This window comes from Paenibacillus sp. FSL R7-0128 (assembly GCF_038002245.1).
Classification (GTDB): Bacteria; Bacillota; Bacilli; order Paenibacillales; family Paenibacillaceae; genus Paenibacillus_AQ; species Paenibacillus_AQ silagei.
Map to the genome: position 1 here is coordinate 5792262 of NZ_JBBOCD010000001.1, position 13022 is coordinate 5805283.

Consider the following 13022-nt stretch of genomic DNA (forward strand, 5'->3'; position numbering starts at 1 on the left):
AATTGCAATTCGTACAACTAAATCGTCCGATATGCCTCCTAATCTCCGTTTAGATGTAGTTCGTGCAATTAAAATGCCCCTATACCTGGATTTTCGTCCACCCGGGTAAATGTAGTTGCACAAAATACAATTAGAAGAGGATGTCCATCCGTTTCACTGTTTTTAGTTGTACAGAATACACTTATCCCTGTTTTTTCACTACGAATGCAGTTTCATACTTCACCGCTTTTATGGAATGAAATCGCTTGTTTAATTCTGATGGACTAGAAGGTCTAAACACTAGTTCGGGAAGGTAAAGGTGATTAAATAACATGGATAATAAGGTGGTAGCTAGAGTTAGCTGGATTCCAACGGAACAAGGTGGGAAAAAGAGGTTTCCTTTAATAAACTATTCAACAGCTGCACATTTTCATTATGATGTGGCAGATCGGGATTGGAGTGTTGTACTAAATATTATTTCAAACTATGATAACTATGAAACACTCTGTAATATAGAATTTTTGTTTCCTGAGAAGGCACCAGGAAATTTGCTTTTTGTAGGAAGTAAATTTGAACTTTATGAACATAGAAAAGTTGCAGATGAAGAAATAATTGAAATCGAAAAAGAAGAAGTAATGCGTTAAAGTGTTAAACATAAAACTAAGGATAAAGCCCCTTCGTTTCCCATACGGGAAGTGAAGGGGCTTTACTTTTGTATATGAAGACATTAGACAAAACTACTCGTATAACTTCTTAAATTCATCCATAATTTCTTGTAAGTTAGCAAAATCCGAATTATCTATAAGCTCTTGAACTGAAATTTCCTCAGTATCTTGCACCCTCTTGCCAAAGATTTCTCTCATCTTGCTTCTCATTTTAGTAAGATAAGCAGTGAATTCATTTTTAACTTCTTCCTCCTTAACATAACCAGCCTGCATATCCAGTTGGAATATATGTGAAATAATTTTTCCACTAATTCTTTCTGTATCCATTTTTCATTAGTAAGTAATTTCTGCAATTCACTCATTAATCCAAAAAGCTCACTGAATGCTGTTTTGTTAATTACTTTTTTTCTAAGTGGTACCACTATTTCAATGCTGAAAGCATCAAGTGAAGCAATGATTTCTTCCACTCTTTTATCCATAGCTCCTCCTTATTCGTTATTAGCAAAAAGCCCCCAATCTCCTCTTCCAGATTGGGGGCTTGCTCTAGTTGCTACACTATAAATTCCTTATCCTTCAGTCTCCCCGGAACGCCCGCTTCACACGGTCGAAGAAAGACTGTTCCTGCTCATGCGTGTTCTCTCCGTTGTAGGAGGCGAACTGGCGGAGCAGGTCCTTCTGCTCATCGCTGAGCTTGCTAGGTGTGACTACGATGACGCGGACATGCTGGTCGCCGACGCCGTTGCCGCGCAGATGCGGAACCCCTTTGCCTTTGAGGCGGAAGAAGGTACCGGTCTGGGTGCCTGCCGGGATCTTGAGCTTCACCTTCTCGGTCAGCGTTGGGATCTCAATCTCGTCACCCAGTGCCGCCTGAGCGAACGTCAAGGGAACCTCGCACATAATATCGTTGTTCTCGCGCTCGAAGAAATCATGATTCTTCACACGGATCACAATGTACAGATCTCCGGCCGGGCCGCCGCGTGTGCCGCCTTCGCCTTCACCGGTCATGCGCAGCTGTGCGCCGTCATCGACACCGGCAGGGATACGCACATGGATCTTGCGCTGTCTCTTCACCTTGCCCTGGCCTGCGCAGGTGGTGCATTTCTCTTTGATGATTTTGCCTGTGCCGCTGCAATGGGAGCAGGGACGGCGGTTACGCATCTGTCCAAGCGGTGTATTCTGCACGAATTCCTGCTGTCCGCTGCCGTGGCAGACGGAACAGGTCTCCGGCTTCGTACCCGGCTTGGCTCCGGAGCCGAAGCAGGTATCGCAGGTCTCCGTGCGCGGAATGGTAATATCGGTCTCTTTGCCGAACACCGCTTCCTTGAACTCAATGGTCATCGTATACTGCAAATCGCCGCCGCGCTGTGGGGCATTCGGATCACGCCGTCCACCGCCTCCGCCGAAAAACATATCGAAGATATCACCAAGACCGCCGAAATCTCCGCCACCGCCGCCAAAGCCGCCGCCCATTCCCTGATTAGGGTCAATATGCCCATATTGGTCATACCGCGCACGCTGTTGCCCGTCACTCAGGACATCATAGGCTTCCTTAACCTCTTTGAACTTGGCCTCAGCATCACTGGCCTTATTCACATCGGGATGGTACTGGCGCGCCAGCTTGCGGTAGGCCTTCTTCACTTCGTCTTCTGAAGCATCTCTTCCGAGGCCCAGAACCTCATAATAATCACGTTTATCTGCCACTGCTTTCACCTCCGTACATCGTTAATTCTCCCCATTTACAAGGTAAAAGGAAAGCCAAAACCCGGGATGCCCCGGTCTTGACCTTCCCTCTCACCACCATAGAACTTATCGTCTAAGGTTACCCTTGATTCTTCTCATCGTCAACCACTTCGTAATCCGCATCTACCACGTTATCCTTCTTGGCATTGCCTTCAGAAGCATCCTGGCCCGCTTCAGCGCCCTGCTGCTCCTGTGCAGCCTGCTCATACAGCTTCACGGACAACTGCTGCACAATCTCATTCAGCGCCTCTGTAGCGGCAGTGATTTCTTCCAGGTTGTCGGTTTCAAGTGCAGCCTTCACCTTGTCCTTGGCTTCATTCGCTTTGTCGATCTCGGAAGCATCGACCTTGTCACCCAGATCCTTAATTACTTTATCTGTGGAGTATACGAGCTGGTCAGCACCGTTCTTGGCTTCGACCAGTTCTTTACGCTTGCGGTCTTCCTCAGCGTGCAGCTCGGCATCCTTCATCATCTGTTCCACTTCTGCGTCGCTCAGACCGCTGGAAGAAGTGATGGTGATCTTCTGGCTCTTGTTGGTGCCTTTATCTGTAGCAGAGACGTTAACGATACCGTTGGCATCGATGTCGAAGGTAACCTCGATCTGCGGTACGCCGCGCGGTGCCGGTGGAATCTCGTTCAGCATGAAGCGTCCCAGTGTCTTGTTGCCGTTCGCCATCTCGCGTTCACCCTGCAATACGTGGATTTCCACGCTAGGCTGGCTGTCTGCGAAGGTCGAGAACACCTGCGATTTGCTTGTAGGGATCGTAGTGTTGCGCTCAATCATCTTCGTGAACACGCCGCCTGCAGTTTCAATACCGAGGGACAGCGGAGTGACGTCGAGCAGAACTACGTCTTTTACATCACCAGTCAGTACGCCCGCTTGAACAGCAGCACCCAGGGCTACTACTTCATCCGGGTTAACGCCCTTGTGAGGCTCTTTGCCGGTAAGCTTCTTGATCGCATCCTGTACGGCAGGAATACGGGTGGAGCCGCCGACCAGTACGATTCTGTTCAGATCCGCAGGGGTCATTCCGGCATCCTTCAGCGCTTGACGTGTAGGTCCCAGCGTGCGCTCAACCAGGCTTGCAGTCAGCTCGTCGAACTTGGCACGGGTCAGGTTGATCTCCAAGTGCTGAGGCACTCCGTCAACTACCGTGATGAACGGAAGCGATACTGTAGTTGTAAGTACGCCGGACAGCTCTTTCTTTGCTTTTTCTGCAGCATCCTTCAGACGTTGAACAGCAGCCTTGTCCTTGCTCAGGTCAATGCCCTGCTCTTTCTTGAATTCAGCTACGAGGTAATCCATCACCAGTTGGTCAAAATCATCTCCGCCCAGACGGTTGTCACCGCTGGTAGCCTTCACTTCAAAGAAGCCGTCGCCCAGTTCAAGGATGGATACGTCGAAGGTACCGCCGCCAAGGTCATAGACCAGGATGGTGTGATCTTCCGATTTCTCCAGACCGTAAGCAAGAGCTGCTGCTGTTGGCTCGTTGACGATACGCAGCACTTCAAGGCCGGCGATTTTGCCTGCATCCTTAGTAGCCTGACGCTGGCTGTCATTGAAATAAGCAGGAACTGTAATAACCGCCTGAGTTACAGGCTGGCCCAGATAGGCTTCAGCATCGGATTTCAGCTTCTGAAGAATCATTGCCGAGATTTCCTGTGCAGAATAGTCTTTGCCGTCAATGCTTTCTTTGTGGCCTGTACCCATGTGGCGTTTGATGGAAGCGATGGTACGGTCCGGGTTCGTAATGGCCTGGCGTTTTGCCGTTTCACCAACGATGCGCTCGCCGTCCTTCTTGAAGCCTACAACCGATGGGGTTGTACGCGCGCCTTCCGGATTCGGGATAACGACGGCTTCGCCGCCTTCCATAACGGCAACGCAAGAGTTCGTGGTTCCTAAGTCAATACCGATAACTTTACTCACAGTAATGTGCCTCCTCAGAAATAATGTGAAGCCCGGGGCTTCATCCATATTTATTATCTTATATAGAACAGATCTACATGCTGACTTTGACCATGGCCGGACGAAGAACCTTATCCTTCAGGAGATAGCCCTTCTGGACCTCCTCCGTCACGATGCCTTCCTCGTACTCCTCGCTCTCCACCTGCATGATCGCCTGATGATATTCAGGGTTAAAAGGCTGCCCTACCACTTCCATAGCTGTAAGCCCTTCAGTCTTAAGGACTCCCTCCAGCTGACGGAAAATCATATTCACGCCTTTGATGAACGCTTCAGCGTCTGCACCTGCTGCAGGAGTCGCCAGTGCGCGTTCAAAGTTATCCATTACCGGGAGCAGCTCAGTTACGAGCTTAGATGTTGCGTACTGCGCCAGCTCTTCCTTTTCTTTCTGGGTCCGGCGGCGGAAGTTATCGAAATCAGCCTGCACACGCAAGGTACGCGCCTGATGTTCATCTGCAAGCTCCTGCAGCTTTCTGTATTCCTCATTGCCTGAAGCCGCCTCGCCGGCCTCTTCAGCCGTGAATGAACCGCTGTCTGCTGTGGTATCAGTCTCTTCAGCCGCAAGATTGTCATTCATCGAGGGGTCATTCTTCTCATTCATTTCCTGAACCTCTTCCTCTTTCAAGTTGTCTTCACCTCCTTAATGTCATTCGCGATGGACTAGTACACTCTGTTCACTTATACCAGTGTGCCAGCATCGCTGTCAAATCCCGGGACAAAATCCCCAGAATACCCATTACACGTGCGTACTCCATACGGGTCGGACCCAGGATGCCGATGCTCCCCAGCGGCTTGCCGTCCAGTGAATAAGTGGCGGTAATCAGACTGCAGTTGGCAAAAGCCTCATGCTTATTCTCTGTACCAATGCGCACCTGCATTCCTGCTTCGCTGCTGGCCGGGGTGAGCATCTTGAGCAGCGTAGGCGTCTCCTCCAGCAGATCGAGAATCGTCTTCACCTTGTCGACGTCCTTGAACTCCGGCTGGGTCAGCATATTCGTGGCTCCGCTTAAGTAAATCCGCTGATCATGGTCGCTTTCCAGCGCCTTATCCAGCACCTGCATTAATTCTTCATAATGGGAGATGTGGCGCTGCATTTCTTCGCCCAGCTCGGAATAGAGCTGACTCTTCAGCTTGTAGAGCGGTACATTGACCAGCTTGCTGTTCAGCAGATTCACGACCTTCTCCATCTCGGAGACAGATATCTCCGGAGGAAGACTCACGGTCCGGTTCTCTACCTGCCCGGTGCTGGTAACGATAATCGCCACAGCGGTCTTGTCATCGAGCGGGAGCAGCTGGAAATGGCGCAATGAAGTATGAAAAACCTCCGGTCCCAGCAGGATGGAAGTATAATTCGTCATATTGGACAGGATCATTGCCGCATGTTGGATAACCTGCTCTGTAGCATTCAGCTTCTCGGCGAAAAAAGCGCGGATCGTGCCCAGTTCGGCCGTTTCGGCGGAATTCCACGGTACCAGATGATCCACATAATAGCGGTAGCCCTTATGGGACGGGATTCTCCCTGCCGACGTATGAGGTTGCTCCAGATAACCCAGATCCTCCAGATCGGCCATTTCGTTGCGGATCGTGGCTGGACTGTAGCCCACATCCCCGCGTTTCGAGATACTGCGCGAGCCTACCGGCTCAGCGGAAGAAATATAGTCATCGACAATGGCATTCAGTATCATTCTCTGGCGTTCAGTTAACATGTTATTCCCTCCTATCCGGCTGTGGCTCCGATTCGTTAGCACTCTAGTGAGATGAGTGCTAACCACTAATACAAAAATACCAAACTGACCTCGGCATTGTCAAGTGAGTTCAGCAACTTGATTGCGCCTATTTTAGTCAAAGCAAGATTTTGTATATTTCACCGCAACCATTTCCCGGACAATGCCGTCCAATACTCAGGGAGTGATAAAAATGCGTTTCAAGAAAACAGCATTATGGGCTATAATCGCAGGCCTCTTAACTGCATTAGCACTTACGGGCTGTACTGGTAAAATCTTACCGGTCAAGTGCATCGGTGTGGATGCGGATTATGCATCCATCCTGCAATGGGACAGCGTCATGTACTACGATGATACCGGTCCTGACCCCGCCCCACTGGGCAAAGGCAAGGAGATCGGCAAAATCACATACAGCAAATCCGAGCAGGAGTGTCCACGCGCTGGGCTGCAGGATGGAGATGCGACAACTCTTAAGACAGGCACACCGCTCTACGAGGTAGAAGGCTATAGGACATCGGCGAGACTCTGGGCGGGAGACCGGCTGTATGAAGCACGCAACAACCCTGACGCCAACACCCTTAACGATCTGCTGGATATCGAGGGAAAAATACAAACTGTCCGTTTTGTGAGCGGCAATGACGGTTCTGACCTCATGGACTTTACCCCGGAGGCCAACGCCGTGTTCATCCGCGAATTCCCCAAGCTGGAATACATCCCGTTCGAGCAGCTCTACAAGCAGACCAAGGGTTGGGTGGGAGACAAATACTGGCTGGAGATTGAGATGACGGACGGGTCCAGCATCGGAATTACTTATAATACACTGTCCCCTTCCTTTAATCCTTCCGCATATGCTACACCGGAGCTTGCCGAACTGGTAGAGCAACAGCGCAAGCTTATCTACGCACAATAAACCTGTATCTGCAAAAAACCACTGTCACCCTGAAGCATCAGCGTCCGGGTGAACAGTGGTTTCTTATTATATAGTTTACCGGGGGCTAGAGCCCGCCGGATTAGTCCAGTCTCTTCAGCACGGCGATCTCGTCGCAGGCATGCTGCTTCTTGCAGTTCACACAATCGGTCCAGACCTTCTCGGGGAAAATCTCCTTCTGCACCACATCGAAGCCGTTCTTAAGGAAGAAGTCCACGGCATAGGTCAGTGCCATAATCTTCGGAATCCGCTGGCGTCTCGCTTCTTCAATCAGCTTCTCCAGGATCATCGTTCCTACACCTTTGCCCTTGCCTGCATCATTCAGGCCAATCGAACGGACCTCCACAAGATCACTTCCGAGCCGGAACAAGGAACCGCAGCCGACAAACTTGCCGCCGATCTCAGCGATCACGAACTGGTCGATCTGGCGGGTCAGTGCTTGCCTTGAACGGGGCAGCATAATCCCCTGCCTGGCATACTCCTCTATCATCAGATACAGCGGCTCTACATCCTCCACCGTAGCATTTCTGCATATCACTTGCTGCTCTCCTGCTGGAGAAGCCTCTTGGAAATGATCCGTTTTGACAAGCACCTTGACTCACCCCTTGTTGTTAATATGAATAAATATACAACAAGGTGAATTACAATTCAAGAGGTATTTCAAAATTAAACCTCTGTCAAAGCACCGACAAATTCCCCGAAAACATCGTTGCCGAACAGGATTCCCTGCTTGCTCAGACGATAGGTGTCCCCGGCCTGCTCCAGCAGCCCGGCCTTCAGCATTTTATGCAGCGGCCCTGCAAAAACAGCCTCCAGCGGCTTTCCGAATTGTGACCGGAACGCCGCATCCGACACCCCTTCGCGCATCCGCAGGCCAACCATCATGAAATCCTCCATCGCCTCCTGCTCGGAGATCTCAAAGCTGTCCAGACGCGGCAGCCCGCTGCGCGAAGCCTCGTTATACGGGTTCACGCCCTTGATATTCATGTGCCGCTGCCGGCCCACATATCCGTGCGCCCCTGCGCCCAGACCGTAATAATCCTCGTTGCGCCAGTACGTGATGTTGTGGCGGCTCTCCAGCCCCGGCTTGGCAAAATTACTGATTTCATATTGCGTATACCCCGCAGCCTCCATGGTAGACATAAGCAGCAGGTACATCGCCAGCTCATCCTCTTCATTCGGCAGCGGAAGCTTGTTCTTGTTGAACAGAGTGTGGAACAGCGTGTTCTCCTCCACTTTCAGACTGTAGATGGAATAATGCGGAAGGTCCAGCGCCAGCGCCTTGTCGATACTCTCTCTAAGCATATCCACCGTCTGGTTCGGCAGGCCGAACATCAGATCCAGCGACAGGTTATTAAGCCCGACCGCACGGGCATTCTCCAGACTGCGGTATACGTCATTCACATCATGAATCCGGCCGATTCCGCTCAGCAGCTCATTCTGGAACGCCTGCACCCCGAAGCTGACCCGGTTGACACCGCCTTCCTTCATGACTCTGAGCTTATCAATATCGGTAGTTCCGGGGTTAGCTTCCATAGAGAACTCAATATTCTCGTCCCACTGCGGAAAATGCCTGCGGACCGATTCCAGGAAATAAGCCATCTCATCAGGCTTGAGGACAGTAGGCGTACCCCCGCCGACAAAAATCGTCTTGATCACACCCGGAGGCGTGTGCTGCACGGTCAGCTCCATCTCGCGGTCAAGCGCATGGAGATAGTCCATCACCGGCTGGTCCTTCAGCACGTAAGAGTTGAAATCACAATAGAAGCATTTATTGGTGCAGAACGGGATGTGAATATATACGGCCTCAGGGGGACGGCCATGGTGTGCAGTGCTCGTAGCTGTATTCATTAGCTGTCTCCTTTGTTCTATTAATATACAGGCCTGCCACACTACCTGCTGCTGAAAAGCAAGAAGAAACGGCTGCACCGCCCTGCGTAGGACGGCACCCGTTTCTGTGATAAACCGAAAGCTCCGGGGGAGCTTATATGCTGCTACTCAATCTGAAGCACGGCCATGAACGCTTCCTGCGGCACCTCGACGCTGCCGACCTGCTTCATGCGCTTCTTCCCTTCCTTCTGCTTCTCCAGCAGCTTCCGCTTACGCGAGATATCGCCGCCGTAGCATTTGGCTAATACGTTCTTGCGCATGGCCTTAACGGTCTCACGCGCAACCACCTTCGTGCCGACGGAAGCCTGAATCGGCACCTCGAACATCTGGCGGGGGATAATACCGCGCAGCTTCTCACAGATGACCCGGCCGCGGTTGTAGGCGCGGTCGCGGTGAACGATGAAGGACAGCGCATCGACCTGCTCATTGTTCAGCAGGATATCCATCTTCACAAGATTGGACTGGCGGTAACCGGAGATCTCGTAATCGTAAGATGCATAACCCTTCGTGCCGGATTTCAACTGGTCGAAGAAGTCGTAGACGATCTCGGACAACGGAATCTCGTACGTAATGGTTACACGGTTGCTGTCCAGATACTCCATGTTGACGAATTCGCCGCGTTTGTTCTGGCACAGCTCCATAACGGTACCCACGAAGTCGTTAGGCACAATAATGGCTGCTTTGACATACGGCTCTTCGATGAAGTCAATCGTCCCGATCTCCGGATAATGCGACGGATTGTCGATCTGAATGGTCTCCCCGTTCGTCAGCTTAATGCGGTAAATAACGCTCGGCGCGGTAGTAATCAGCGGCAGATTGAACTCGCGTTCGATCCGCTCCTGAATAATCTCCATATGCAGCAGCCCCAGGAAGCCGCACCGGAAGCCAAAGCCCAGTGCGCTAGAGCTCTCCGGTTCGAAGCTCAGGGAAGCATCGTTCAGCTGCAGCTTCTCCAGCGCTTCACGAAGGTCATTATAATCAGAGGTCTCAATCGGATAGAGACCGCAATAGACCATCGGATTAATTCTGCGGTAACCCGGCAGCGGCTCAGCAGTCGGACGCTTGGCATCCGTCACGGTATCACCGACACGAGTGTCGCCCACATGCTTAATCCCGGCCACAATGAAGCCGACATCGCCGATGTTCAGCTCGGGTACAATGGTCATACGCGGCATGAATGCCCCCACCTCAATAACCTCAAAGGTTTTATCAGTGGCCATCATTCTGATCTTGGAACCGGCACGGATACTGCCGTCCATTACGCGGACATAGACGATTACGCCCTTGTACGGGTCATAATGGGAGTCGAAGATCAGCGCCTTAAGCGGTTCTTCCGAGTTTCCAGTCGGCGCCGGAACCTGCTTCACGACCTGCTCCAGAATCTCCTTGATGCCAATGCCTGCCTTAGCGGAAGCCAGAACGGCTTCGCTGGCATCCAGCCCGATGACATCCTCAATCTCCTGCTTCACCCGTTCAGGATCTGCATTCGGAAGATCGATCTTGTTGAGTACCGGAAGAATCTCCAGATTGTTGTCAAGCGCCAGATACACGTTGGCCAGCGTCTGGGCCTCAATCCCCTGAGCTGCATCCACTACCAGAAGAGCGCCTTCACAGGCAGCCAGACTGCGGGATACCTCATAGGTGAAATCGACATGCCCCGGTGTGTCAATCAGATTCAAATAATATTCCTGGCCGTCATCGGCACGGTACGTCAGGCGTACGGCCTGCAGCTTGATGGTGATGCCCCGCTCGCGCTCCAGATCCATCTGATCCAGAACCTGCTCCTGCATTTCACGCGAAGTCAGCGCACCCGTATACTCCAGAATGCGGTCAGCCAATGTCGATTTGCCATGGTCTATATGTGCAATAATCGAGAAATTGCGAATTTGTTGTTGTCGTTTCTGAACGTCAGTCATTCCTTACCCCCACAGACAGCCTAATGTTAATCCACTTATTATAACAGTACGGGCTTCACCCATCAATCCCGCCGGACGCTGGAAAAGAAAGAAACCGCCTGAACCCTCTGCAATCGCAGGGTGAATCCTGCAAAAAAACACAAAAACGAGTGCGGACTTCCATCATCCGCAGCCGCTTTTGTGCTAAACCTCGTTCCAGCCCAGCTCCTGCTCACTCCTCCGACGAGTCGAAGAGGGAGACCACCCAGCGGATGCCCTTCTGCGAAGCCTGCTGGAGCAGGCCAGCGGTCTTATCCGCCAGCACATCCACAGTCGGCTTCTGCTCCTCCGGTATCAGAATCTGCTCGGGACTGAGCGCAGAGTAGTCCTTCACCTCCTGTTGCGGGAGGCTGCCCGTGCCGCCAGCCGTCTGCGCCTGTGTACCTGCAACCGGCTGCTTCATGGGCAGCATGGTGTAAGCGCCCGTTACGGGATCAATAGTCACGGGCACATATACATAAGCCTGGCCGCCCGTGGCTGTACTGGCAGCCGGAACATACGCAGTTCCGGCCGGAACGTTCTGTCCAGGCGCGCTGCTCCCGGCTGGCTTACTCCAGTCCGGCAGTATACCGGAGACTCCCGAACCGCCGCCGCCGAACTGCAGTCCGATCAGCAGCCCCACGCCCGCCCATATTCCGACCATTACCAGCTTTTTACCGAACCGTGTCATATTCTCCGCTCCTTTTCAGCTATAATCCGTTCAGGAACCTGTTGATGTCTCTGCCCCGGTGCCTCCAGATTGCGTACTGCCCTGATCTGGCGCAGCTGCCTTCTCGGCATCCCGGCTGCTCCAGTACACATCAGCGATGGCATCCGCCAGAATATCCGCCGTCCGCTTCAGCTCATCGGCGCTGTTGTCAATTCCGCCTACCTCAATCAGCACACTGTTCGGGGACAACGTCTGGTTATATTCCCCATTATTCCCGTTTCCGGACGATTTCCCCCATATCCCGCGTGAAATTCCAGGATAATTTTTCTCCAGCAGCTGATGGATTTTATTGGCGAAGGCCTCGTTTTGTTTCCAGTTTTTATTCGCATGCCCCAAAATAAAATATACCTGGGCATAATTTTTCCCGTTAATCAAAGCTGTCGTTTTGCCATGCCGCTGCGAATCACGGTGAATATCAATCAGCTCACTCATGTTCTGATTGGAGGCCATGGCCGATTTCACAGTCATACGTGAATATTTATAAGAGAAGTTCCAGTTGTAGCCCGGTACCTCTGTAGCATAGTCCTCCTGGGCATGGACAGTTCCGATCCCCCGCTCTTCCAGCCTCTTGGCAATATAGGAGCCTACCAGCATGACATTCTTGGAAGGGACTGCCGAGCTGGGGTTGTCGCTCTGTGCGCCAAGCAGCGGATTATAGGCCTCCCGGGGATGGGAATGATAAACGAGAATACGCTTGACCGAAGTATCTCCTGTGCCATTCTCCGCATCTCCGCTTCCGGAGTAGCCCTCGTCAGGTTCTGTACCGGACGGGTCAGGGACAGGCGAAGCCTCGGGCTCTACCACGCCTTCCCCCGGGCTGTCATGGCCATTACCAGCCTCAGTACCGTTCCCTGAATCCGGCGGGGCTCCAGGATCGCCCCCTGCTCCGGGATCTTCCCCGGTGGCCAGTTCATCGCCCCCCGGATGATAATCGGCCGGTGCTCCTGTACTTCCCCCTGAGCCTTGCCGCAGCAGGAAGGGATCATCGGCAGCAAGTCCGGGCATCTCACGTGAGACCAGACTCTTGGGATCACCAGGATCAACACTGGTAAGCAGCCGGAATACGAAGGAGGTCACCTTGTCCCCGGAGAAGGCTGAAGGCTCCTCGCCCTTCGGCAGATGGGGGACCTCCATGCCCAGCAGCTCCATGAAGAAACCACTGGAGAGCGAAGCCGCCAGACCTTTCATGGAAGGAATGGGCGAAGAATTCAGCTTCTGCCCGGCCAATCCGCCAGCTCCAAGCAGCATGAACAACACAAGCGAACCTCCAGCCAGCAGCAGCATCGTCCTTCCCAGCGACAGAATATCCATCAGCCGTCCGCGCAGCCGCCCTATATTCCATAGCTGAAACCATTTTCTGTTCATGATTGTTATGTCCTCCTCTAAGCCCTCTGTAATCTCTCATACTCCAAATCTATGAGCGGAAGGGTTGTGCTAGAACCACAGAATGAGAGATAGCAGGGAGTAAC

The 13022-nt window shown here is 52.2% G+C and carries 12 protein-coding genes; 2 read left to right on the forward strand and 10 right to left on the reverse strand.

Going from position 1 to position 13022, the window contains the following annotated elements:
* Positions 1-311: 311 nt before the first annotated feature.
* Positions 312-623, forward strand: a complete 312-nt coding sequence (locus NST26_RS24405) for a hypothetical protein (RefSeq protein WP_340950795.1) — start codon at positions 312-314, stop codon at positions 621-623.
* A 227-nt stretch (positions 624-850) separates the two neighbouring features.
* On the opposite strand, the gene NST26_RS24410 is transcribed toward NST26_RS24405, so the two are convergent.
* The 5 genes from NST26_RS24410 to hrcA form a co-directional block, all read right to left on the reverse strand.
* Positions 851-1123, reverse strand: a complete 273-nt coding sequence (locus tag NST26_RS24410) for a hypothetical protein (RefSeq protein ID WP_340950793.1) — start codon at positions 1121-1123, stop codon at positions 851-853.
* 94 nt (positions 1124-1217) lie between these two features.
* Positions 1218-2345, reverse strand: a complete 1128-nt coding sequence (dnaJ, locus tag NST26_RS24415; RefSeq protein WP_209872156.1) for a molecular chaperone DnaJ — start codon at positions 2343-2345, stop codon at positions 1218-1220.
* 118 nt (positions 2346-2463) lie between these two features.
* The gene (dnaK, locus tag NST26_RS24420) at positions 2464-4311 is read right to left on the reverse strand and encodes a molecular chaperone DnaK (protein ID WP_036732232.1); all 1848 of its coding nucleotides are present in this window, start codon (positions 4309-4311) and stop codon (positions 2464-2466) included.
* A gap of 73 nt (positions 4312-4384) precedes the next feature.
* Positions 4385-4972, reverse strand: a complete 588-nt coding sequence (grpE, locus tag NST26_RS24425; RefSeq protein WP_036732234.1) for a nucleotide exchange factor GrpE — start codon at positions 4970-4972, stop codon at positions 4385-4387.
* Between the two features lie 49 nt (positions 4973-5021).
* A complete protein-coding gene (gene hrcA, locus NST26_RS24430) occupies positions 5022-6053 on the reverse strand; it encodes a heat-inducible transcriptional repressor HrcA (protein ID WP_036732236.1) in 1032 nt (343 codons plus the stop codon).
* Positions 6054-6264: 211 nt separating this feature from the next.
* Between hrcA and NST26_RS24435 the strand changes: the two genes are divergently transcribed.
* Positions 6265-6981, forward strand: a complete 717-nt coding sequence (locus NST26_RS24435; RefSeq protein WP_340979964.1) for a hypothetical protein — start codon at positions 6265-6267, stop codon at positions 6979-6981.
* A 100-nt stretch (positions 6982-7081) separates the two neighbouring features.
* Here NST26_RS24435 and NST26_RS24440 read toward each other — a convergent pair whose 3' ends face one another.
* From NST26_RS24440 to spoIIP, 5 genes are all read right to left on the reverse strand, one after another.
* Positions 7082-7591, reverse strand: coding sequence for an N-acetyltransferase (locus NST26_RS24440; protein WP_340979965.1), 510 nt, complete (start codon positions 7589-7591; stop codon positions 7082-7084).
* Between the two features lie 74 nt (positions 7592-7665).
* Entirely contained in the window at positions 7666-8850 is a 1185-nt protein-coding gene (gene hemW / locus NST26_RS24445; protein WP_036732240.1) for a radical SAM family heme chaperone HemW, read from the reverse strand.
* A gap of 143 nt (positions 8851-8993) precedes the next feature.
* Complete coding sequence (lepA, locus tag NST26_RS24450) at positions 8994-10805, reverse strand: translation elongation factor 4 (RefSeq protein ID WP_036732242.1); 1812 nt, start codon at positions 10803-10805, stop codon at positions 8994-8996.
* 211 nt (positions 10806-11016) lie between these two features.
* Complete coding sequence (locus tag NST26_RS24455) at positions 11017-11514, reverse strand: hypothetical protein (protein WP_339250316.1); 498 nt, start codon at positions 11512-11514, stop codon at positions 11017-11019.
* A gap of 30 nt (positions 11515-11544) precedes the next feature.
* Entirely contained in the window at positions 11545-12918 is a 1374-nt protein-coding gene (gene spoIIP / locus NST26_RS24460; RefSeq protein WP_340979966.1) for a stage II sporulation protein P, read from the reverse strand.
* Positions 12919-13022: the final 104 nt, after the last annotated feature.